This is a genomic window from Micromonospora sp. NPDC048905 (assembly GCF_040649655.1).
In the GTDB taxonomy this organism is placed as follows: Bacteria; Actinomycetota; Actinomycetes; order Mycobacteriales; family Micromonosporaceae; genus Micromonospora.
Genome location: NZ_JBEZFV010000005.1, coordinates 281,469 through 303,913, shown reverse-complemented (window position 1 = coordinate 303,913; position 22,445 = coordinate 281,469). Strand labels below are relative to the sequence as shown.

22 protein-coding genes are annotated in these 22,445 nt (G+C 72.9%); 13 read left to right on the top strand and 9 right to left on the bottom strand.

Translation table 11 applies throughout. The features are described 5' to 3' along the window. Positions 1-11: 11 nt before the first annotated feature. Positions 12-461 carry an SAV_6107 family HEPN domain-containing protein gene (locus tag AB0C01_RS15945; RefSeq protein WP_007463070.1) on the bottom strand — a complete coding sequence of 150 codons (450 nt, stop codon included), beginning with the start codon at positions 459-461 and terminating at the stop codon, positions 12-14. Between the two features lie 444 nt (positions 462-905). Between AB0C01_RS15945 and AB0C01_RS15940 the strand changes: the two genes are divergently transcribed. Genes AB0C01_RS15940 through crtI form a run of 6 tightly spaced genes read left to right on the top strand, consistent with a single transcriptional unit; the run spans position 906 to position 6,153 of the window. Further along, positions 906-1,394 (top strand): YbaK/EbsC family protein, encoded by a 489-nt coding sequence (locus AB0C01_RS15940; RefSeq protein WP_357250996.1) that lies wholly within the window; start codon positions 906-908, stop codon positions 1,392-1,394. Beyond that, on the top strand, positions 1,391-2,152 hold the full coding sequence (locus tag AB0C01_RS15935; protein WP_357571470.1) for a monooxygenase: 762 nt from the start codon (positions 1,391-1,393) through the stop codon (positions 2,150-2,152). The genes AB0C01_RS15940 and AB0C01_RS15935 overlap by 4 nt, the downstream gene beginning before the upstream one ends. Beyond that, positions 2,149-2,700, top strand: a complete 552-nt coding sequence (locus AB0C01_RS15930; RefSeq protein WP_357250990.1) for a GNAT family N-acetyltransferase — start codon at positions 2,149-2,151, stop codon at positions 2,698-2,700. The genes AB0C01_RS15935 and AB0C01_RS15930 overlap by 4 nt, the downstream gene beginning before the upstream one ends. After that, the gene (locus AB0C01_RS15925) at positions 2,697-3,533 is read left to right on the top strand and encodes a carotenoid biosynthesis protein (protein WP_357571469.1); all 837 of its coding nucleotides are present in this window, start codon (positions 2,697-2,699) and stop codon (positions 3,531-3,533) included. Before AB0C01_RS15930 ends, AB0C01_RS15925 begins: the two co-directional genes overlap by 4 nt. Then, positions 3,530-4,654 carry a glycosyltransferase family 2 protein gene (locus AB0C01_RS15920; RefSeq protein ID WP_357250984.1) on the top strand — a complete coding sequence of 375 codons (1,125 nt, stop codon included), beginning with the start codon at positions 3,530-3,532 and terminating at the stop codon, positions 4,652-4,654. The genes AB0C01_RS15925 and AB0C01_RS15920 overlap by 4 nt, the downstream gene beginning before the upstream one ends. An 11-nt stretch (positions 4,655-4,665) precedes the next feature. Continuing rightward, positions 4,666-6,153 carry a phytoene desaturase family protein gene (gene crtI / locus AB0C01_RS15915; RefSeq protein ID WP_357571468.1) on the top strand — a complete coding sequence of 496 codons (1,488 nt, stop codon included), beginning with the start codon at positions 4,666-4,668 and terminating at the stop codon, positions 6,151-6,153. Positions 6,154-6,163: 10 nt separating this feature from the next. Here the strand turns inward: crtI and AB0C01_RS15910 are convergent, their stop codons facing one another. Together AB0C01_RS15910 and metF are read right to left on the bottom strand one after the other, a co-directional pair. Further along, positions 6,164-6,853: a CDP-alcohol phosphatidyltransferase family protein gene (locus tag AB0C01_RS15910; protein WP_357250978.1), complete on the bottom strand. Its 690-nt coding sequence runs from the start codon at positions 6,851-6,853 to the stop codon at positions 6,164-6,166. 44 nt (positions 6,854-6,897) lie between these two features. Beyond that, the gene (gene metF / locus AB0C01_RS15905; RefSeq protein ID WP_357250975.1) at positions 6,898-7,815 is read right to left on the bottom strand and encodes a methylenetetrahydrofolate reductase [NAD(P)H]; all 918 of its coding nucleotides are present in this window, start codon (positions 7,813-7,815) and stop codon (positions 6,898-6,900) included. 244 nt (positions 7,816-8,059) lie between these two features. Between metF and AB0C01_RS15900 the strand changes: the two genes are divergently transcribed. Next, complete coding sequence (locus AB0C01_RS15900; RefSeq protein WP_357250972.1) at positions 8,060-8,479, top strand: helix-turn-helix domain-containing protein; 420 nt, start codon at positions 8,060-8,062, stop codon at positions 8,477-8,479. 58 nt (positions 8,480-8,537) lie between these two features. Beyond that, positions 8,538-9,620, top strand: coding sequence for a polyprenyl synthetase family protein (locus AB0C01_RS15895; protein WP_357250969.1), 1,083 nt, complete (start codon positions 8,538-8,540; stop codon positions 9,618-9,620). Positions 9,621-9,749: 129 nt separating this feature from the next. Here the strand turns inward: AB0C01_RS15895 and AB0C01_RS15890 are convergent, their stop codons facing one another. After that, positions 9,750-10,139, bottom strand: a complete 390-nt coding sequence (locus tag AB0C01_RS15890) for an Rv2175c family DNA-binding protein (RefSeq protein WP_357250966.1) — start codon at positions 10,137-10,139, stop codon at positions 9,750-9,752. A 177-nt stretch (positions 10,140-10,316) separates the two neighbouring features. On the opposite strand from AB0C01_RS15890, the gene pknB reads away from it, so the two are divergent. Continuing rightward, positions 10,317-12,299, top strand: coding sequence for a Stk1 family PASTA domain-containing Ser/Thr kinase (gene pknB, locus AB0C01_RS15885; RefSeq protein ID WP_357571467.1), 1,983 nt, complete (start codon positions 10,317-10,319; stop codon positions 12,297-12,299). Beyond that, positions 12,299-13,180: a deoxyribonuclease IV gene (locus AB0C01_RS15880; RefSeq protein ID WP_357250960.1), complete on the top strand. Its 882-nt coding sequence runs from the start codon at positions 12,299-12,301 to the stop codon at positions 13,178-13,180. The genes pknB and AB0C01_RS15880 overlap by 1 nt, the downstream gene beginning before the upstream one ends. 122 nt (positions 13,181-13,302) lie before the next feature. Here the strand turns inward: AB0C01_RS15880 and AB0C01_RS15875 are convergent, their stop codons facing one another. From AB0C01_RS15875 to AB0C01_RS15860, 4 genes are all read right to left on the bottom strand, one after another. After that, positions 13,303-14,334, bottom strand: a complete 1,032-nt coding sequence (locus AB0C01_RS15875) for a GntG family PLP-dependent aldolase (RefSeq protein WP_357250959.1) — start codon at positions 14,332-14,334, stop codon at positions 13,303-13,305. 108 nt (positions 14,335-14,442) lie between these two features. Next, positions 14,443-15,849, bottom strand: a complete 1,407-nt coding sequence (locus AB0C01_RS15870; protein WP_357250956.1) for a class II 3-deoxy-7-phosphoheptulonate synthase — start codon at positions 15,847-15,849, stop codon at positions 14,443-14,445. A gap of 68 nt (positions 15,850-15,917) precedes the next feature. Further along, on the bottom strand, positions 15,918-16,442 hold the full coding sequence (locus AB0C01_RS15865) for a hypothetical protein (protein ID WP_357250953.1): 525 nt from the start codon (positions 16,440-16,442) through the stop codon (positions 15,918-15,920). A gap of 182 nt (positions 16,443-16,624) precedes the next feature. Beyond that, entirely contained in the window at positions 16,625-18,256 is a 1,632-nt protein-coding gene (locus AB0C01_RS15860) for a glycosyl hydrolase family 18 protein (RefSeq protein WP_357250951.1), read from the bottom strand. A gap of 168 nt (positions 18,257-18,424) precedes the next feature. Here AB0C01_RS15860 and AB0C01_RS15855 point away from each other — a divergent pair, with 168 nt between their 5' ends. Continuing rightward, the gene (locus AB0C01_RS15855; protein ID WP_357250948.1) at positions 18,425-18,913 is read left to right on the top strand and encodes a glutathione peroxidase; all 489 of its coding nucleotides are present in this window, start codon (positions 18,425-18,427) and stop codon (positions 18,911-18,913) included. 375 nt (positions 18,914-19,288) lie between these two features. Beyond that, positions 19,289-19,963 (top strand): NADPH-dependent F420 reductase, encoded by a 675-nt coding sequence (locus tag AB0C01_RS15850; protein ID WP_357250945.1) that lies wholly within the window; start codon positions 19,289-19,291, stop codon positions 19,961-19,963. 27 nt (positions 19,964-19,990) lie between these two features. Here the strand turns inward: AB0C01_RS15850 and AB0C01_RS15845 are convergent, their stop codons facing one another. Continuing rightward, on the bottom strand, positions 19,991-21,592 hold the full coding sequence (locus AB0C01_RS15845) for a glycosyltransferase 87 family protein (protein ID WP_357571466.1): 1,602 nt from the start codon (positions 21,590-21,592) through the stop codon (positions 19,991-19,993). Positions 21,593-21,711: 119 nt separating this feature from the next. On the opposite strand from AB0C01_RS15845, the gene AB0C01_RS15840 reads away from it, so the two are divergent. Further along, on the top strand, positions 21,712-22,380 hold the full coding sequence (locus AB0C01_RS15840; RefSeq protein ID WP_357571465.1) for a methyltransferase domain-containing protein: 669 nt from the start codon (positions 21,712-21,714) through the stop codon (positions 22,378-22,380). Positions 22,381-22,445: the final 65 nt, after the last annotated feature.

Sequence of the window (22,445 nt, the reverse complement as noted above, 5' to 3'; positions counted from 1 at the left end):
GCACGGCGGGCTCATGCCGCGAGGCCGTCCAGGGCCGGTTGGTGGGCCACGCCGAGCGCGGTCTCCACCACCGTGACGAACTGTTCGGCGGCGCGGAGCAGGTCGTCGGCTTCCCGGGCGCTGACCACCCGGGGGATGCCGGCCTCGGCGGCGGCGCGCTTGCTGGCGCCGGCGGCGAAGAATCGGGACCACTCGTCGAGCTCCGGAGCGACGGCGCAGAGGAGGACCCAGACACTGGTGATCCGGTTGCGTCGACTGGGCGCGGGCCGGGCGCGGGCGGCGAGCAGGGCAGCCGCCGCCCGCAGCGCCGCCAGGTGGGCAGCCGCGTAGCGCAGGCCGTCGGGTCGGGTCTGGCCGGCCTCGACCAGCCCGCGCCGCGCCAACGTGAGGAGTTGGGCGGGGGTGCGGTGCGGCAGCACGTGCGCCGGCACCGTCGGTGCCTGAGCCGGGTTGGTCGGCATGGGTGTCTCTCCTCCACGTGGCCGAGACGTCGCTCCGGCGGCTGATGCCACCGACGAGACGCCGAGGTCGGGTGGTGCGGAGGAAGACGCACCGGGTGTGGCCGGCCGGGTGTGGACGCTTCCCCACACCACACCCGGCCGGCGTACCGGCGGGTGCGTCGCCCGCCGCCCGGGGGTCGTGGGCGGCGAGCGACGCTCCTGCCTGTCGGGACCAGGCTCGCGACTGCCCGGAAACCCAGGTGCGGCCCGCGGAGCCACACCGGCCGGAGCTGGCGCCGCGAAACGCCGCGCTCCGGCTGGTTGGAACGGGCGTTCGAGGCAATCGAACACTCGTTCTAACTGCTGCTGACAGTACACCTCCCCTCCGACGAAAATGCAACGTGTGACGCGCCGCCCGTGCCGGCCGACTGAACCGGGCGCCAGCGGACCGGGAAGAATGGCGGGATGCAGCCACACCCGAACGTACGGGCGGTGCAGGACGCGCTCACCGCCGCCGGCACGCTCGACGGCGCCGGTGAGCCCAGCACGATCCGCCTGCTGCCCGAGGCGGTGCACACCGCGGCGGCCGCCGCCGAGGCGCTCGACGTCGAGGTCGGCCAGATCGCCAACTCGTTGATCTTCGACGCGGACGACGCGCCGCTGCTCGTGCTCACCTCCGGCGCGCACCGGGTGGACACCGCCGGCCTGGCCGCGTCGATCGGGGTCACCCGGCTGCGCCGGGCCACCCCGGAGTTCGTCCGGACGCACACCGGGCAGCCGATCGGCGGGGTCGCCCCGCTCGGGCACCCGCACCCGCTGCGCACCCTGGTGGACACGGCGCTGGCGACGTACCCCGAGATCTGGGCCGCGGGTGGCGTACCGCAGGCGGTCTTTCCGACCACCTACGCCGAACTGCTGCGGGTCACCGCCGGCACCCCGGCCGAGGTGGCGTGAGCGAGCCAACCGGTGAGCCCGGCAGCGCCGTACCGGAGTTGGTCACCCTGCACGTCTGGCGGACCTCCCCCGGTGCGCTGCCCCGGGCGCTGATCCGGATGGCGGTGGACCCGCGCCGGCTGCGGACCCACCCGGGCGTCCGGTTCGGCAAGCTGCTGGGCACCGGGACCGGCACCGGCTTCGGACCCGGCGACGCCGACCTGACCCGGTGGGCGGCGCTGACCGTCTGGGACTCCCCCGCCTCGGCGGCCGACTTCGACGACTCGCCGGTCGGCCGCGCCTGGGCCCGCATCGCCCGCGCCCAGGCCCGGGTCGACCTGCGTCCGCTGAGCAGCCGGGGCGAGTGGTCCGGTCAACGACCGTTCGGCGAGCCCGCGGGCGGCCGGGTCACCGGCCCGGTGCTGGCGCTGACCCGGGCCCGGTTGCGGGTACGCCGGGCGGCCACCTTCTGGCGGGCGATCCCGCCGGTGGCCGCCGCCCTGCGCGACGCGCCCGGGTTGCTGGCCCGGTTCGGGGTCGGGGAGGCACCGCTGGGTTGGCAGGGCACGGTGAGCGTGTGGCGCGACCCGACAGACCTGGTGGCGTTCGCGTACCGTCACCCGGAGCACCGGGCGGCGATCATGCGAACCCCCACCGAGGGCTGGTACGCCGAGGAGTTGTTCGCCCGGTTCGAGGTGCGCGACGTGGTCGGCGACCGGTCGGTGCTCGGGTGGGTCGCCGACGGTGGCCCGGAAACGGTGAAGGGTGGACGGGCATGAGGTTGGTGCGCTGGACGCCGGACGATCTCGTCCGGCGGCTGGACGACGTGGTGGCCGTCTACGGCGAGGCGATGGGATACCGCACCGACCTGCTCGAGGCCCGACGCGGCTACATCGCCACCCACGTCCGCCGGCCGGGTTTCCGGGCGGTCGCCAGCCTGACCAGCGAGGGGCACCTCGCCGGTTTCGGCTACGGCTACCTGGGCGCCTCCGGTCAGTGGTGGCACGACCAGGTGTACCGGGCGCTGGACACCCCGACCCGCACGCGCTGGCTCACCCACTGCTTCGAGGTGGTCGAGTTGCACGTCCGGCCACCGGCGCAGGGCCACGGCCTGGGCACCGGCCAACTGCGCGCGCTGCTCGGCATGGCCGAGGGCGACACCACGCTGCTGTCCACCCCGGAGGCCGACGAGCAGACCTCGCGGGCCTGGCGGTTGTACCGGCGCTTCGGTTTCGTCGACGTGCTGCGCAACTTCCACTTCCCCGGCGACGAGCGACCGTTCGGCGTGCTCGGTCGGGATCTGCCGCTCGAGCCACCGGCGTCATGACCCGGCGGATCTCCTGGACACTGCTCGCCGTCCTGGTGCTCGCCCAGATCTGCTACCCGCTCACCACCGGCGCCACCCGGGCCGGGCTCACCGTGGCCACCGTCGTACTCGGGTGGCTGCTCTCGGTGGGCCACGCGCTGCTCAGCCGGGGTCCGCGGGTCGCGGCGGCGCTGGTGGCGGTGGCCACCGGCGGTGGGTTCGCGATCGAGGCGGTCGGGGTGGCCACCGGTGTGCCGTTCGGCAGCTACGACTACTCCGGGGAACTGGGTCCCAAGCTGGCCGGAGTGCCGCTGATCATTCCGCTGGCCTGGACCTGGATGGCCTGGCCGGCCTGGCTGGCGGCGGTCCGGCTGACCGGCGGCGGCAGGTCGGTGGCTGCTCGGTGGGTACGGCGGATCGCGCTGGCCACCGTGGGGCTGGCCGCCTGGGACCTCTTCCTCGACCCGCAGATGGTGGCCGAGGGCTACTGGGTCTGGCGGGACGCCACCCCCGCGTTGCCCGGCCTGGCCGGCATTCCGGTCAGCAACTACCTGGGCTGGTTGCTCTTCGCGGTGCTGATGATGAGCGCCCTGCGTCCGCTGGCCGGATCGGCCGCCGAGCACACCGACCGGCGCGACGACCCGATGGCCGCGCTCTACCTGTGGACGTACTTCTCCAGCATCCTGGCCCACGCGGTCTTCCTCGACCTGCCCGCGTCGGCGCTCTGGGGGGCGGCCGGCATGTCGGTGACCGCCATACCCCTGGCGGTGACCCTCCTGCGTGCCCGCCGGGGCGGTGACTCCGGTCGGAAGGCCCACCAGCCACACCGCCCCGGCGTCGACGCGACCCGATGACCGTCCTGCTCGCCCTGCTCATCGCCGTCGCCGCGCTGACCGGGCACACCTGGCTCAACGCCACCCGCTGGCTGCGCCGGCCTGCCGACCGACCCGACGCCCTCGACGAGCCGGTCGCCGTGCTGCTGCCGCTGCGCGACGAGGCCGCCCGGGTCACGCCCTGCCTGCGCGCCCTGCTCGCCCAACGCGGTGTACCGGGGCTGCGCGTCGTGGTCCTCGACGACGGGTCCACCGACGGCACCGCCGACGTGGTCCGCGCGGTGGTCGGCGACGATCCCCGGGTCACGCTCCTCACCGGGGTCGCCCCGCCGCCGGGCTGGCTGGGCAAGCCGCACGCCTGCTGGCAGTTGGCCACCCGGGCCGACCCGGACGCCACCGCGCTGGTCTTCGTCGACGCCGACGTGGTGCTCGCCCCGCACGCGGTGGCGGCGGCCGTCACCGAGCTACGCGACGCCCGCGTGACGCTGCTGTCGCCGTACCCCCGGATCGTGGCGGCGACGGCGGCCGACCGGCTGGTGCAGCCGCTGTTGCAGTGGTTGTGGTTGACGTTCCTGCCGCTGCGCGCGATGGAACGCTCGCGGCGGCCGTCGCTGGCCGCGGCGGGCGGCCAGTTCCTGGTGCTGGACCGGGCCGGCTACACCGCCGCCGGCGGGCACGCCGCGGTCGCCGACAAGATCCTGGAGGACGTCGAGCTGGCCCGGGCGGTCAAACGCGCCGGTGGGCGGATCGCCCTGGCCGACGGCTCCCGGCTGGCCACCTGCCGGATGTACGACGACTGGCCGCAACTGCGCGACGGGTACGCGAAGTCGCTCTGGGCGTCGTTCGGGCACCCGGGCGCGGCGGCGGCCGTGGTGGCGGCGCTGCTGCTGCTCTACACCGCCCCGCCGCTGATCGCGCTGGGGTTCGCCTCGACAGCTCCGCGGGTGTCGATGGTTGCGCTCATCGCATACCTGCTGGGGGTGGCCGGACGGGTGCTCACCGCCCGGGCGACCGGAGGCCGGTGGTGGCCCGACGCGCTCGCACACCCCGTGTCGGTCGTGGTCCTCGGTTGGTTGACCCTACGGTCGTACCATCTGCGAAAGCGACGCCGCCTGACCTGGCGGGGCCGCCCGGTCAGCTAGGAGGGCGTGGCATGGCGCGGATCGTGGTCGTCGGCGCCGGGGTGGGTGGCCTCGCCACCGCCGCCCGGCTGGCCGCCACCGGGCACCAGGTGACCGTCTTCGAGGCCGCCGACACGGTCGGTGGCAAGCTCGGCCGGTACGCGCACGACACCCCGGCCGGTCCGTTCCACTTCGACACCGGGCCGAGCCTGCTCACCCTGCCCCAGGTCTTCCACGACCTGTTCGAGGCGACCGGGGCGAAGCTCGACGAATATCTCGACCTGGTCCCGTTGGACCCGATCGTCCGGCACGTCTTTCCCGGCGGCGGCCCGACCCTGGACTCGTGCGCCGACCCGGCGGAGTTCACCACCCGGATCGGGGCCGCCCTCGGTGACCGGGCGGCGGCCGACTGGCAACGGCTGTGGCACCGCGCCGAACGGGTGTGGCGGGCCTCCGAACGCGACATCCTGCGCCGTACCGTCGACTCCCCCCGCGATCTCGCGTCGTTGGCCTGGCGGCTCGGCGACCTGGCCGCCATCGCCCCGGGCCGCACCCTGCGCGGGTTGGGCCGCGGGCACCTGTCCGACCCGCGGCTGCGGATGATGCTGGACCGGTACGCCACCTACACCGGCGCCGACCCGCGCCGGGCGCCGGCGGCGCTGGTCGCGGTCCCCTACGCCGAGCTGGCCTTCGGTGGCTGGTACCTGCGCGGTGGGCTGGGCACCCTCGCCGACGCGCTGCTGACCCGCTGCCTGGACCTCGGCGTGGTCGTGCAGACCGACACCACGGTCACCCGGATCGACGCCACCGGCGGCCGGGTGCACGGGGTACGCCTCGCCGGCGTCACCGCGCCGGTGCCCGCCGACGTGGTGGTGGCCAACGTGGACGCGCTGACCGTCTACCGTGACCTGCTGCCGCACCCGCGTCGGCTGGCCGGGCTGACCGACCGCAGCCTCGCCGGCTTCGTGCTGCTGCTCGGTGTCTCCGGCAGCACCGGGCTGGCCCACCACACCGTCTTCTTCCCGGACGACTACGACGCGGAGTTCGACGCCGTCTTCGGGAACCCCGGGCGCGGCGTACGGGCCCGGCCGGCGGTCGACCCGACGGTGTTCGTCACCGTGGCCGACGACCCGATGGTCCGTCCGGGCGGGCACGAGGCGTGGTTCGTGCTGGTCAACGCCCCCCGCCACGGCAGCGCGGCGGGCGCGGTCGACTGGCGACGCCCGGGGCTGGCCGACGCGTACGCCGACCGGATCCTGGAGGTGCTGGCCCGGCGCGGCGTGGACGTGCGCGACCGGCTGCTGTTCCGTGAGATCCGCACCCCCGCCGACCTGGGCACGGCGACCGGCGCGCCGGGCGGTTCGATCTACGGCACCGCCGGCGGGTTGCTCCGCCCCGCCAACCGCGGCCCGGCGAACGGGCTGTGGCTGGTGGGTGGCTCCACCCACCCGGGCGGCGGGTTGCCGATGGTGACCCTCTCCGCGCAGATCGTCGCCGACGAGATCGGCCCCGCCTGGTAGGGCCAGCCGCTCAGCCGGCGTCGAGCAGGGCGCGCCGGATGCTGGAGAGCAGTTGCCCGAGGCCGAAACCGGCCAGCAGCACCCACACCGCGGTCGCCATGGTGATGGTGCCGGCGGCCAGGTCCGCCTCGATCAGGCCGGCCAGCCCGGCGACCACCAGGCCGGCCAGCGCCACCGAGACCCGGGTGGGGCGTTCCCCGACGGTGACCGCGCCGATGTCACGCATGCCGGCGGCGACCGCCCGGGCCCGCACGTACTCGTGCAGCCAGGACAGCGCGCCACCCGCGACGACGAGCGCTCCCGGCGCGCCGACCAGCCAGAACGCCAGCAGCCAGGCCACCTCACCGAGCCGGTCGGCGACCGAGTCGTAGACGTAGCCGAGCCGGGTGGTGCGGCCGGTGGCGACCGCCACCGCACCGTCCACGCTGTCCGCCACGGCGGCGAGCAGCACGAACAACGCACCGAGGAACGGCCCGTCTCCCGGCCGGGTGACCAGCAACGGTACGCAGAAACAGAGCACCACCCCGGCCACGGTGACCGCGGTGGGGCTGACCCGCAGCCGCCCCAGCACGTACCCCACGTGGTAGGCGAACCGCAGCCAGGCGCGCACCACCGGCGCCGCGACCCGCGGGTCGAACCCGCCGTGCAACCGCGCCCATGCCGTGGCGTACTGGTCCCAGTTCAGCTGTGTGCCCACCACGGATCAACCGTCGTGCCGGGCATCAGGTGTCGCAGGTGGGACATTCACACCCGCGCGCCGACCTTCAGGTTCTGCCAGACCTCACGAGTCGCGGTGGACCGGTTGAGGGTGATGAAGTGGATGCCCGGCACACCCTCGTCCAGCAGTCGGCGGCTCATCTCGCTGGCCTGCTCGACACCGAGCTGGCGAACGGCCTCCGGGTCGTCGGCGACCCGCTCGAAGCGGGCCGCCAGCGCCGGCGGGAAGGGCGCGCCGGACAGCTGCACGGACCGCTCGATGGTGCCGATCTGGGTCACCGGCATCACCCCGGCCAGGATCGGGGTGTCGCAGCCGGCGGCGGCCACCCGGTCGCGCAGCCGTAGGTAGTCGTCGGCGTCGAAGAACATCTGCGTGATCGCGAACTCGGCGCCGGCCCGGCACTTGCGGACGAAGTGCGCGGTGTCGCTGGCCACGTCGGGTGAGCGGGGGTGCTTGTACGGGAAGGCCGCCACGCCCACGCTGAAGTCACCGGCGTCGCGGACCAGGCGGACCAGGTCCTCGGCGTAGTCGACGCCCTCGGCGTGGCGGACCCACTCCCCGCCGGGGTCGCCCGGCGGGTCACCGCGCACCGCCAGCACGTTGCGCACCCCCACCCCGGCGAGCCGGCCGATCACGTGTCGCAGCTCGGCGACGGAGTGGTTGACCGCGGTCAGGTGGGCCATCGGCAGCAGGGTGGTGTCGGTGGCGATCCGTTCGGTCACCGACACGGTGGTGTCCCGGGTCGAACCGCCCGCACCGTAGGTGATCGACACGAATGACGGGCGCAGCGACTCCAGCTCGCGGATGGCCTGCCAGAGCAGCGTCTCCCCCGCCTCCGTCTTGGGCGGGAAGAACTCGAACGAGAAGGTCGGTTGGCGCTCACGAATGAGCTCCCCGATCGCCGGCTGCGGATTGGGGAGTACCGAGGGAAGACCGAGCGCCACGACCCGACTCTAGCGGGCGACGCCACCACGACCCAGACGCTTTCCACTTGGCGGTCCCCTACCGCACCGTCCGCCGGGTCCGACGACCGGAGGGCGTCGTACCCCGGAGGTAGGAATGGGTGGCGTGGGAGGGGCGGCGGGGGCGGCGCCCGGGTCCCGCGCGGGGGTCAGCCACACGCGGTGACGCAGGTCCCGTCCGGTCGGGGCGGGTCGTCACCCGCACCGACGCCCGCCAGGAGGACCCATGACCGCGCCCCGATCGCCGCGCCCGGCGCAGCTCGGCCCGCTGCTGGCCCGGTGCCGGCTGGCCCGTGGCTGGAGCCAGCAGCGGGCCGCCGCCGAGTTGTGCGCCGCCGCCGGGGTGCCGACGTTGAGCCGGCACGAGGTGTCCCGGTGGGAACGACAGCGTCGTGTTCCCGGTGGGTTCTGGCTCGGCTGGCTCGCCGTCGTCCTGGACGTGCCGCTGGTGACCCTCACCGAGGCCGCCGCGGGCACCCGCCGGGCCGGCGCCACGCGCGCCCCCGGACCGGGCCGCACCGCGGCGGCCGGCACGCGACCGGCGGGGCGCACCGGTCCCGGTCGCACCGACGGGACCAGGGCCGGTGGCACAGTCCTCGGTCGAGCCGAGGCGGAGGCCAGACGGCGGTCCGGCAAGAGGCTTTGACACCGGCCCTACGCGTGGCACCGGGGCGCGGACCGGAGCGACCGGCTAGCGTCGGTACGTGACCCACGCTGCCCCCGTCTCTCCCGTCGACCGTGCCGGCCTACGGCAGCGCGTCGACAAAGCCCTCAGCGAGTTCCTGACCGGCCAACGCGTGCGACTCGCCGCCGTGGATGACGCCCTGGCCCCGGTGGCCGAGGCGATCGAGGCTTTCGTGCTCGGCGGCGGCAAACGGCTCCGCCCGGCATTCGCGTACTGGGGGTTTCGGGGCGCGGGCGGCCTCGACGGCGACGAGGTGCTCACCGCCCTGGCCGCGCTGGAGTTCGTCCAGGCCAGTGCCCTGATCCACGACGACCTGATGGACCGCTCCGACACCCGACGCGGCGAGCTCGCGGTGCACCGGCGGTTCGCCGCACGGCACCGGGAGGCCGGCTGGGGCGGTGACCCGGACGGCTTCGGCGACGCCGCCGCCATCCTGCTCGGCGACCTGTGCCTGGTCTGGTCCGACGAGCTGCTGCACTCCGCGGGGCTGGACCTGTGGTCGTTGGCGCGGGCCCGACCGGTCTTCGACGAGATGCGCACCGAGGTCACCGTCGGGCAGTACCTCGACGTGCTGACGCAGGTCACCGGCGACACCTCGGTGGAACGGGCCAGCAAGGTCGCCCGGTACAAGTCGGCGAAGTACACCGTCGAGCGTCCGCTGCTGCTCGGCGCCGCGCTGGCCGACGCGACGGCAGACGTACGGGCGTGCTACTCGGCGTACGGGCTGCCGCTGGGTGAGGCGTTCCAGCTCCGCGACGACGTGCTGGGTGTCTTCGGTGATCCGGCGCTGACCGGCAAGCCGGCCGGGGACGACCTGCGCGAGGGCAAGCGCACCTACCTGGTGGCGGCGGCCGTGGAGGCCACCGACGACGCCGGGCGTGAGCTGCTGCTGGGCCAACTCGGCGACCCTGAGCTGGACGAGCGGGGAGTGGCTCGGCTCCGCGAGCTGATCACCGCGAGCGGGGCGTTGGCCCGCACCGAGCAGCGGATCGTCACGCTGACCGACGCCGCGCTGGCGGCCCTGACCGCCGTCGACCTGGACACCGAGGCCCGCCAGGCCCTGGTAGACCTGGCCATAGCCGCAACCCGCCGAGCCGACTAACCCCGCGTCCCGGCCCCTGGCCCGTTTCTGCGCATTGATCATGGAGTCATCGCCACTCGCCTCGGCGGGGCAATAACCTCATGATCGACGCGCAGAAACAGCCGGGGGCGGCCGGGTGGGGTGGGGGGGCTAGAAGCCTAGGGCTTGGGCTCGGCGTTTTACTTCGCGGGCCTGGTCGCCGGAGAGGGCTGCGGCCGGCGTGTTGCCGGGGAGGGTGTCGTCCGGCTCGTACAGCCAGCGCAGGGCGGCCTCGTCGTCGTAGCCGTTGTCGGTGAGCAGGTTGAGCACGCCGGGCAGGTGCTTGAGCGCGGTCTCGTTGGCGACCAGGTCCGCCGGGATGCGGCGGATGCCGTCGCGGCGGACCGCCAGCAACTCCCGGTCACGGATCATCTGGTGCACCTTGCTGATCGACACGTCGAGGCGCTCGGCGACGTCGGGCAGGGTCAGCCAGCCGGCCGGGTCGGCGGGTCCGGCGAGCTCCAGGCTGGGCACGGCCTGGTCGGGTACGGGTTCGGTCACCCGACCACCCTGCCACGCCACCGTCGCAACGGGCCACCGGCACCCCGGACGACCGCTCTCGTGGCGCCGCTGGCCCGCGGATAAGGCAGCGGTGAGCGCAGCGGGACGGACCCGTTCGACGTCCGGCTGTAGCATCCTGTTCAACCTTCACCCCCTGGACACATAGACTCCCTGCCGATGGACACTCAGGTCGCCGACACGTTGCTGGGCTCGCTGATCGACGGGCGCTACCGCATTCGCGGTCGCGTGGCCCGTGGTGGCATGGCGACCGTGTACACCGCCACCGACGAGCGCCTTGAGCGCACCGTCGCTGTCAAAATCATCCATCCGACCCAGGCCCCCGAGGCCAGGGCCCGGATCGCCAACTTCGTGGCCCGGTTCACCGACGAGGCGAAGACCATCGCCCGGCTGACCCACCCGAACGTGGTGGCGGTCTACGACCAGGGCACGCACGCCGGTCTGCCGTACCTGGTGATGGAGTACGTCCGCGGCCGTACGCTGCGCGACGTGCTGGCCGAGCGACGCCGGCTCAACCCGGACGAGGCGCTGGCCATCGCCGAGCAGATGCTCGCCGCGATCGCCGCCGCGCACCGGTCCGGCCTGGTGCACCGCGACGTCAAGCCGGAGAACGTGCTGGTGGCCGAGGCCCCCACCGGTGGTGTGGCCAACCTGGTCGACAGCGTGGTCAAGGTGGCCGACTTCGGGCTGGCCCGGGCGGTCGAGGCGAGCGCCGACGAGGAGCAGGGCAACCAGTTGATGGCCACCGTGGCGTACGTCGCCCCGGAGCTGGTCACCGAGGGCCGCGCCGATCCCCGTACCGACGTCTACTCGGCCGGCATCGTGCTGTTCGAGATGCTCACCGGCCGCGTGCCGTACGACGGGGATCGCCCGGTGGACGTCGCCTGGCAGCACGTCGACCGGGACGTACCGGCACCCTCGACGCTGGTGCCCGGCCTGCCGCCGGTCCTCGACGACCTGGTGCAGCGGGCCACTCGGCGCGATCCCAACGCGCGGCCCGCCGACGCCGGCGCGCTGCTGGCCGAGGTGCAGGTCGCCCGGGATCGCCTGGGCGACGCCAACAGCCACACCGCCGTGCTCCGCCCGGTGAGCGGCGAGCCGCTCTCCCAGCCGACAATGGTGGTCGCGACGGTCCGCCCTTCCGACCGCCCGTCCTGGGCGCGGTTGCCCGAGGGCGCCGCCCAGGGGCCGGGTCGGCGACGGGCCGCCCCGGAGCCCGAAGCGGGGCTGGGATCCCGGCTCACCGCGCTGCGCAGCACGCTGCTGGCCAGCCCGCGCGGCCGGCTGGCCGTCGCGGCCGTGGTGGTGACGCTCGGCCTGGTGGCCGCGATCGGGGGTTGGTGGTTCGGCGTCGGCCGTTACACGGACGCCCCGCAGCTGGTGAGCCTGAGCAAGGCCGAGGCACAGACGCAGGCCGAGCGTGCCGGGCTCACCCTGAAGTACGGTGAGCCACGCTTCGACGAGCAGGCCCCGAAGGACAGCGTGCTGGAGCAGAAACCGGCGTCCTCCACCAAGATCGTCAAGGGTGACGCGATCACCCTGACCCTCTCCCTCGGCCCGGAACGCTTCCCCGTGCCGGACGTGATCGGCAAGGAGTTCGAGCTCGCCGAGGCGGACCTGGTCAACGTGAAGCTGGTGGTGGCCAAGGGTGCCTCCCGCTACGACGACAACCTGCCGGCCGGGGTCGTGCTGGACACCTCCCCCAAGGTGGGCGCCGAGGTCAAACCCGGCGCGAAGATCACCGTCATCCTGAGCCGGGGCAGGGCACCGGTGACGGTGCCGAACCTGGTCGGCAAGAACCTCAACGAGGCTCGCGCCACCCTGGCCCGGCTCAACCTGGTGCTGGTGGAGACCTACAAGGACTCCGACAAGCCCAGGGACGAGATCCTCGGCCAGAGCCCCGCCGATGGTGCCGGCGTGGAGAAGGGCACCCAGGTCAAGCTGGACGTCAGCAAGGGCCCGGCGGCGATCGTCGTGCCCCGGGTGGTCGACCTGCCGTGTCAGCAGGCCAAGCAGGCGTTGGAGAGCCAGGGTTTCCCGGTGACGGTCGCGGTCAACCCCAACGCCGTGGTCCGGATCCAGATTCCGGGCGAGAATTCGCAGGTGCCGCCGGGCACCCCGGTCACCCTCACGTGCTTCTGATGCCGGCGGTCACCTCGCGTCCGGTGGGCGCGCACACGCCGACCTCCGGTGGGCTGGCCAAGGCCGCCCTGCCGTACGTCGACGCGACCGGCGCCCAGGTGGTGCAGGTCTACGTCTCCAACTCACGGGGCTGGGCGCTGCCCAGCGGTGACCCCGTGCAGGACGCCCTGTTCCGTGACGGCTGCGCCGAGCGGGGCATTCCGGCGTTCATCCACGCCTCGCTGCTGGTCAACCTCGGCTCGCCCACCCCGGCGACGGTCGAGAAGTCGGCGCAGACCCTGGCCCACGCCCTGCGTCGGGGCGTCGCGATCGGCGCACGGGCGGTGGTCTTCCACGCGGGCAGTTCGGTGGACGAGGGGCACGCCGAGGCGGCGATGCGACAGGTCCGCCGGGAGTTGCTGCCGCTTCTCGACTGGTCCGCCGACGCCGGTGGGCCGATGCTGCTCGTCGAGCCGAGCGCCGGCGGCGGCCGGTCCCTGGCCTCCCGGGTGGAGCAGCTCGGACCCTACCTGGACGCGGTGGACCGGCACCCCATGCTCGGAGTCTGCTTCGACACCTGCCACGCCTGGGCCGCCGGCCACGACCTGGCTGCCGAGGGCGGCATGACGGCGACGCTGGACACCCTGGTGGCCACGGTCGGCGCGGACCGGCTGCGGCTGGTCCACGCCAACGACTCGAAGGATCTGTGCGGCTCTACCCGGGACCGGCACGAGAACATCGGTAAGGGCACCATCGGCGAGCCCGCCTTCGCCGAGCTGATGACCCACCCGGCGACCGCAGGCGTCCCGATCGTGGTGGAGACCCCGAGCGGCGACAAACATGAGGGCCACGAGGCCGACATCGAAACCCTCACCCGACTCCGCCCGGCCCCGCCAACCTGACCAAGCCCCACCAAGCCCGCCCCCGCCGCCCCGCCGCCCCGCCCTCCGCCGGCTTGATCAAGAGGTTTGCGTCATCCGGAAGCCGGAATCTGACGCAAACCTCTTGATCACCAGGAGCGGGCTCAGGCGGTGAGGATGCGGGGCAGGGCCGCTACCGCGCGGTCGATGTCCGCGTCGTCGAGGCCGAGGTGGGTGACCAGGCGGGCGGTACGGGGGCCGAGCACCGACACGAGTACGCCCTCGGCACGCGCGGCGGCGGCCAGGGCACGCGCGTCCAGTGCGTGCTTCGTCAGGTCCAGCGCGACCAGGTTGGTGCGGACCGTGGTGGCCAGCACACCGAACGGCGCGACGGCCTCGGCGAGCCGGGCCGCCCTCGCGTGGTCATCGGCCAGCCGGTCGATGTGGTGCGCGAGCGCGTACCGGCCGGCGGCGGCGAGGATGCCGGCCTGACGCATGCCGCCGCCCATCCGCTTACGGATCATCCGGGCCCGCTCGATCTTCTCCGCACTGCCCACCACCAGCGAGCCGACCGGAGCGCCGAGGCCCTTGGAGAGACACACCGACAGCGTGTCGAACAGCCGGCCGTACTCGATCAGGGGCACCCCGTCGGCGACGTGCGCGTGCCAGATCCGGGCGCCGTCACAGTGCAACGCGACGCCCGCGTCGTCGGCGACCCCGCGCAGGTCCCGCAGGGTGGCCAGCGGGATCACCCCGCCACCGCCACGGTTGTGGGTCTGCTCGACGGCGATCGCGCGGGTGGGGACGGCGAAGTAGCCGTCCGGCCGGATCATCGCGGCCACCCTCTCCGGCTCGATGTCCGCGCCGACCGCGGGCCAGGTCCGCGAGGAGATACCGCCGTACGCGGCAGCGGCGCCGATCTCGTACGTCACCACGTGCGCGTCGGCGTCGCAGAGCAACTCGTCGCCGGGTGACACCAGCAGTTGCAGGGCGATCTGGTTGGCCATCGACCCGCTCGGAGCGAACAGCGCCGCCTCGTGCCCGAACAGCGCCGCGACCTCGGCCTCCAGCGCGTTGACCGTCGGATCCTCGCCGTAGACGTCGTCACCGACCTCGGCGGTGGCCATCGCCTCCCGCATCCCGGCCGTAGGTCGGGTCACCGTGTCGGAACGCAGGTCCACGAACAGATCAGCCATGATCTTCCCTTCGGCTGCCGACTGCGGGGCTCGCAAGCTCACTCCTCGCGTCAGCCACTGTTGTCCCTTCGGCTGCCGACTGCGGGGCTCGCAAGCTCACTTCTCGCGTCAGCCACGGAGCATCTCCGCTACGAGGAACGCCAACTCCAACGACTGCTGGGTGTTCAGGCGGGGGTCGCAGGCGGTCTCGTACCGGTCGGGCAGGTCGAGGTCCTCGATGCCCTGGGCGCCGCCCAGGCACTCGGTGACGTCCTCGCCGGTCAACTCCACGTGCAGGCCACCGGGGTGGGTGTCCAGCCCCCGGTGCACCTCGAAGTAGCCGAGCACCTCGTCGACGATGCGGTCGAAGTGCCGGGTCTTGTAGCCGTTGGACGACTCGTGCGTGTTGCCGTGCATCGGGTCGCACTGCCAGACCACCTTGGCGCCGGCGGCGGTGACCTTGGCGACGATCGGCGGCAGGGCGTCGCGCACCCGGTGGTTGCCCATCCGGCTGATCAGGGTGAGCCGGCCGGGGATGTTGTCCGGGTTGAGCTTCTCGCACAGCTCGATCGCCTCGTCCGGGGAGGTGGTCGGGCCGAGCTTGACGCCGATCGGGTTGGCGATCCGGGAGATGAAGTCGATGTGCGCGCCGCTGATCTGCCGGGTGCGCTCGCCGATCCAGAGGAAGTGCCCGGAGAGCCCGTACGCCCGACTGTCGGAGACCCGGGTGAGCGCCCGGTCGTACTCCAGGGCCAGGGCCTCGTGGGAGCAGTAGAGCGTGACGGTGCGCAGCGCCTCGTCGTCGGTCATGCCGCAGGCCCGGATGAAGGCCAGCGCCCGGTCGATCTCCCGGGCGATCGCCTCGTAACGCTCCCCGGCCGGGGAGCTCTTCACGAAGCCCTTGTTCCAGTCGTGTACGGCGTGCAGGTCGGCGAGCCCGCCGGCGAGGTACGCCCGGAGCATGTTCATCGCCGCCGCCGAGTTGGCGTACGCGCGGATCATGCGCTGCGGGTCGGCGATCCGGGCGGCCGGGTCGGCCTCCAGCGAGTTGATCATGTCGCCGCGGTACGCGGGCAGGCCGCGCGCGTCGGTGGGCAGCGAGCGCGGCTTCGTGTACTGACCGGCGACCCGGGCGACCTTGACCACCGGCAGCGACGCGCCGTAGGTGAGCACGATCGCCATCTGGAGCAGGGTGCGGGCGTTGGCCAGCAGGTGACTCTCGGTGTTGTCCACGAACGTCTCGGCGCAGTCACCGCCCTGGAGCAGGAACGCCTTGCCCTCGCAGACCAGGGCGAGCTTCTGCCGGAGCTGGTCCACCTCGTAGGGCGCGACGACCGACGGCACGGTGTCGAGGACCTTGCAGACCGCGGCCACGGCCGCCGGGTCGGACCACGGCGGGACCTGCTCGCGGGGCAGCTCCCGCCATCGATCCAGGCCGAGCGCGGCGTCCTCGGCGGAGTCGACTGTCGGTCGGCTGGTCTGCAGGCCCGGGCTGCCCACCGCGGGATGGCTCAGCTGATGCCACTCATGGCGCATGACAGAAAGCGTACGGCGACGGTCGGGGTGACCGGGCGGCGAGGGGGACGGTTCCGGCAGATGGGAGATCAACCCGCCGGACTCGACCCAGGGCGGGGTGGAGGCGACGCCTTCGGCGACGAAGCGTCCGGCTCACCCGGCGCCTCTCCGGCGATGCACCAGTCGCTGCCCTGGCGGGTGACGGTGAACACCAGCGGCCGGGCGACGGTGCGCTTGCCGGAGGTGACCGAGACCGACACGCTCACCTCCTGCCCCAGCGGCCCGGACCGGATGGCGGTGATGGCCGCCTCGGGCACCTGGAAGTGATCGGCGAAGTCGCCGTTGGGACCGGTGGCGGCCAGGTCGAAGCCGTCGTGCAGGACGGCGCAGAGCTGGCTCCGGCCGGCGGCGACGTCCTTCGCGGTCATCGCGTCGAGGTACGCCTGCACGCGCTCCCGGGAGCGGGCGGCGGCCTCCTCGGCGGGGGCACGCGCGGTTTTGGCCGGTGGCTTCTCCTTGGCGTCGTCGTCGCCGATCCCGCAGCCGACCAGGACGACCGGCAGCAGCATCAGCCCGGCGGCGGTTGGCGCCAGCCTGCGGCGGATCGGGCGCATGACCACCTCCGTCGACGGTGCGATCGAGACCTGCCGAGCCGCGAGTCTGCCACATCGAGCTGGTCCGACCCAACGAACGGCGGCCCGGCCGACGCTGGGCGTCGACCGGGCCGTCGTCTCACGGGCGGGGAGGAGCGGTGCGGGCCCCTCCCCGCCGTGTGGGTGGTGCGTCGACCTTCGGCTCAGCCGAGGCCGCCCTTGATGGCGCCGATGAGCTCGCCGTTGCTCGTGTCACCGGAGAGCTCCCAGAAGAACGCGCCACCGAGGCCCTGGTTGTTCGCGTACGTCATCTTGCCGTTGATGGTCGACGGGGTGTCGTAGCTCCACCAGTTGCTGCCGCACTTGGCGTACGCGGTGCCGGCGACCGTGCCGGTGGCCGGGCAGGTGTTCTTGAGGACCTTGTAGTCCTCGATGCCCGCCTCGTAGGTGCCCGGCGCCGCGCCGGTGGCGCTGCCACCCGGAGTGGCCTGGGTGACACCGGTCCAGCCGCGGCCGTAGAAGCCGATCCCGAGCAGCAGCTTGCTGGCCGGGACACCCTTGCTCTTGAGCTTCTGGATCGCCGCGTCGGAGTTGAAGCCCTGCTGCGGGATGCCGGTGTACGAGGTGAGCGGCGAGTGCGGCGCCGTCGGACCCTGGGCGGCGAACGCGCCGAAGTAGTCGTAGGTCATCGGCATCAGCCAGTTGAGGTTGCCGATGGCCCCGGCGTAGTCGGTGGCGTCGATCTTGCCGCCGTTGCTGCCGTCCGCGGTGATGGCGGCGGTGACCAGGGCGCTGGACCCGAACTTCGACCGCAGCGCGCCGATCACGTTCTTGAACGCGTTCGGGCCGCTGGTGTCACAGGTCAGACCGCAGGCGTTCGGGTACTCCCAGTCGACGTCGATGCCGTCGAAGACGTCCGCCCAGCGCGGGTCCTCGACCAGGTTGTGGCAGCTCTCCGCGAACGCGGCCGGGTTCTGCGCGGCCTGGGTGAAGCCGCCGGACCAGGTCCAGCCACCGAACGACCAGATCACCTTGAGGTGCGGGTTCAGCTGCTTGAGCTTGCGCAGCTGGTTGAAGCTGCCGCGCAACGGCTGGTCCCAGGTGTCGGCGACGCCGTCCACGCTCTCCGCCGCCGTGTACGCCTTCTCGTAGTCGGCGTAGCTGTCCCCGATGGAGCAGCGGCCGCCGGTGGTGTTGCCGAAGGCGTACAGGATGTGGGTCAGCTTGGCGGCGGAGCCGCTGGTCTGGATGTTCTTGACGTGGTAGTTGCGCCCGTAGACGCCCCATTCGGCGAAGTAGCCGACGACCTTCTTGCCACCGGGGTTCGGCGGGTTGGTGGTCGGGGGTGCCGTGGTGGGCGGCGCGGTGGTGGGCGGCGCCGTGGTGGGCGGGGCGGTGGTCGGCGCGCTCGTGGTCGGCGGGCTGGTCGGGGTGCCGCCGCCGCAGGGTGCGCCGTTGACGGTGCAGTTCAGCGGCGCCTTGTACGCGCCGGTGCCGTTGTAACCCCAACTGAAGGAGGCACCCGGGGCGAGGCCACCGGCCCAGCTCTTCTTGACCGCGACGTAGTGGTTGCCGCTGCTGGTCACGTCGGCGTCCCAGGCGCTGCTGATGGTGGTGCCCGACGGCAGGTCGAACTCGATGCGCCAGGTGGTGACGGTGGCACTCGACCCGTTGGTGACCGTCACCCTCGCCTCGTGACCGGTCCCCCAGTCCTGTGCTCTGGTGAACGTGGTGGTGACACTGCCGGCGCCGAACGCGGTGGTCATCGGCACCGCGGCGACAGTCACGGCGACCACGGCACCGGCCCAGAGGGCCCGGCGGAGCGATCTTTTCATAAGGCGTCTCCCGAACTGTTAGGAAACTTTCCAAAAGAGATGGTGAGACGGTACTCACGGCGTCATCACTTCGTCAAGATGTGCATGTTTCGATTTCCCTTGATGTGTGGATTGCACCCGCTCCGCCCGCCTCCGGGCCACCGCCCGGTCGGCGCGTAGCCTCGGGCCATGACCGTCTTCGACATTCCGATCGACGCCCTCAACGGTGGGCCCGCCGACCTGGCCCGCTACCGCGGCAAGGCGCTGCTGGTCGTCAACGTGGCCTCCCGCTGCGGCCTCACCCCGCAGTACGCCGGCCTGCAGACACTCGCCGACACCTACGCCGAGCGCGGTCTGGTGGTGCTCGGTGTCCCGTGCAACCAGTTCGCCGGGCAGGAGCCGGGCAGCGCCGCCGAGATCAGCGACTTCTGCCAGGTCAACTATGGGGTGACCTTCCCGCTGACCGAGAAGGTCGACGTCAACGGCCCCAACCGACACCCGCTCTACGCCGCGCTGGTGGACACCCCGGACGCCGACGGGCACACCGGGGACGTCCGGTGGAACTTCGAGAAGTTCCTGGTGGCCCCGGACGGCACGGTCGCCGCCCGCTTCGCCCCCACGGTCACCCCCGAGGACACCGACCTCCAGGCGGCAATCGACAAGGCCCTCCCCGCCTGAGGCCCAAGCGCCCGGGCGCGCCCCGGCTCGCCCGGCACCGCCTTGATCACGCTCGATCCTGGATCTAGTGGCCTCCGTGAGTGCGGATGCCTCTACATCCAGGATCCAGCGCGATGTTGCCGGGTTGTCCGCGCCGCAGGACGACCGGCGATCACCGCGCCCGGCCGCACGGACCGCCCGTCACCGTCGGGTGGCATGTCTGCGGGAAGCCGGTCGGCGACAAGCGCGAGCAGTACGTTGTGCGGGGCGGCTCGCGGCGCGACCAGGCACCCACCGGAACGACGAAGGCCGCGCGGCTACCCGCCAGCGGGCATCGAAAATAACCCACCGGACTGGTCGGGAATGCGTCGTGGGTGGACGGAGTTGGGAACCAACATGACAACTGTGGGACTGATCGGCAGTGGCAACATCGGCGGCACCGTGGCCCGGCTGGCGGTGGACGCCGGCTACGACGTGGTGCTGAGCAACTCACGCGGCCCGGAGACGCTGAAGGACCTGGTCGAGGAGTTGGGCGAGCACGCCAGCGCCGGCACGGCACAGGACGCGGCGCAGGTCGGCGACCTGGTGGTGGTCACCGTGCCGCTGAAGGCGTACCGCGCGGTGCCCGTCGAGCCGCTGGCCGGCAAGGTCGTCATCGACACCAACAACTACTACCCGCAGCGCGACGGGACCTTCCCCGAGCTGGACTCGGGCGAGACCACCAGCAGCGAGTTGCTCCAGCGGCACCTGCCGGACTCCCGGGTGGTCAAGGTCTTCAACAACATCTACTACAAGGGCCTGGCCGCGCTCCCCCGCCCGTCCGGTGCCGCCGATCGCAGCGCCCTCGCCATCGCCGGCGACGACGCCGCCGCGAAGGCCGAGGTGACCGCCTTCCTCGACCGGATCGGCTACGACGCGGTGGACGTCGGCCCGCTGGCCGAGGGGTGGCGCTACCAGCCGGACACCCCGGCGTACGGCACGCTCTACTCCGCCAGCCCGACCGACTGGGAGCACCCGGCACCTGGTGACGCCGACAAGCTGCGCGCCGCCCTGGCCGCCGCGACCCGCTGAGCTGACCCGCCGCCCTCCCGCGACCGCCTACCGGGTGGCCGTCCGGAGGGCGGCGGCGAGTTCCTCGTCGTAGCTGGCGATCGGCTGGCCGCCCGAGGCGTACGCGACGAGCCGCCCCTGGGCCATGTTCGCCGAGCGGAACGAGAACGTGCGACTGCCCGGGTACGCGTCCAGCAGCGGGATGGCCCGGGGCGCCCCACCGGGCGCGGAATAGTATTCCAGGCGGGTCACCTGCGCAGAGACCACGCCGTTGACCCGGACCTTGGTCTTCTCGGCGCGGGTGCCGAAGGTGACCGGCGCGTCGGTGCCGTAGGCGGCGCACTCGACCGGGCCACGGCAGACGAAGAAGTAGCGCGGGTTGACCACGTCGTCGAGGGCGTACGCCTTGAAGGTGGGGTCCGCCCCGGCGGGCAGCGGCTGCACGGCGAAGAACGCGAGCGCCACCGTCGCCGTGACGCCCACCCGCACCCAGCCCCGCCCGCCGGCCGGCCGCCGAGCCGTCCGGCTGGCGGCGACCGCGACACCGCCGAAGCCGACCAGACACAGCAGGCTCACGCCGATCGCGCGAGCGTTCTCGAAGAGGAACTGCACACCCGGCCGTGTCGACACCGGGCTGAGGACCGCACCCAACGAGACGACCATGGCGGCGAGCAACCCCACGCCGGCGGCCCGCTGGGTGACACCGGACGCGCCGATCAGCAGCATCGCGGCGAGCACCGGCCAGACCTGGTGGTGGGTCCAGGACACCGGGGACGCGGCGACGGTGGCGCAGCCGACGAGCACGGCCGCGTGCCCCGGACGGCCCCGCACCGCCAACTGTCGCGCCCGCAGCAACGCCGCCGCACACACGAGCGCCACCAGAGCGCCCCAGAGCAGGGGCAACGTCGTCTCGTCCACACCGACGCGCAGCAACATCCCGTGCAGGGACTGATTGCCCAGCGAGGCGAGGTTGCCGATCCGCGAGGTCTGCCGGACGGCCTCGGTCCAGTACGTCCAACTCTCGGCGGGCAGCACCACCGCGGCGAGACCCGCACCGGCCAGGAAACTCGCCACCGCGCGGCCGGCGTCGCGATAGCGGCCGGTGGCGAGGAAGTAGACCACGAACAGCAGCGGGGTCAGCTTGATCGCCGCGGCGACCCCCACCAGCATCCCGCGCAGCCGGGGCGGGCCGACGCCCATCCCGTCGAGCAGGGCCATCAACACGATGAAGACGCTTACCTGACCGAAGCGCAGATTGCTCTGCACCGGCGCGGAGAGCATCAGCACCGTGGCGGCCACCGCCACCACCAGCGGCCGCCGGGACCGCCGGGCGGTCAGCGCGACACCCACCGCCCCGGCGATGGCGACGACCGCCGCGCACGTCGCGACCAGCCAGATCCCCTGGAGTACGCCCTCACTCACGGCGGTGATCGGACCCAGCACGAGCGCGGCGAACGGCGGATACGTGAACGGCCCGCCATTGGCCGCCCGGAACTCGTACAGCGGACGACCAGCGTGCAGATCGGACAGTGCGCCGTAGTAGATGTGCAGGTCGGAGAGGCGGTCTTCGCGCCGCAGGACGAGCACGCAGGACACCGACGCGACGACGGCGAAGGCCGTCCACACCAGCGCCACCCGGCGATCCCGCATCGCCCGAGAATAGGCGAGCGCGGCCGCCCGCATCGGCCCCCGCGGTGGCAGACGCCGGCAGTCTCTGCCCTCGGCAGAACGGGCACGGCACGAACGGCTCCGCTTCCTAGCATCGACCGATGGGAACGACGAGCACACCGGCGTACGACGCCCACGCGGACTGGTACGAGGACTTCATCTCCGGCGGCGGCGACTATCTCCGGCGCGTACACGCCATCGTGGCGGACCTCCTCGGCGCGGGCGATGGCCTCTGCCTGGACATCTGCTGTGGCACCGGCGCGCACGCGTCGGTGCCGGCGGGTCTGGGGTGGACGCCGGTGGGCGTGGACCTGTCCGGCGGGCAGTTGCGGCACGCGCGCGGGCGGTTGCCGGTAACCCGGGGCGATGCGACAGCCCTGCCGTACGCCGACGCGTCGCTGCCGGCCGCGATGTGTGTGCTGTCCAGCACCGACTTGCCCGACTACCCGGCCGTGTTGCGAGAGGTCGCCCGGGTTCTGCGCCCCGGCGGACGCTTCGCACACGTAGGCGTGCACCCGTGCTTCGTGGGCGCGTTCGCCGACCGGGGCCAGCACCCCAGGGTCGTCGTCGACGCGCGGTACGCGGACCGGTCGCGCACCTTCGACAGTTGGAACACCAATGGCGTTCGGGTACGCGTCGGCGCCTGGCACATCCCTCTCGCCGACCTGGTCAACGCGACAGTGGCGGCCGGTCTCCGGCTGCTCCGGGTCGCCGAGGCGGGCCCGGGGGTTCCCGACCTGTTCGGCCTCCTCGCCGTCCGGGAGCGGTAGCGACAGGCCGCCCGAGCCCACGCGAGGGTCGGGACGGCGACAGAAAACATCGATGCGGCAACTTG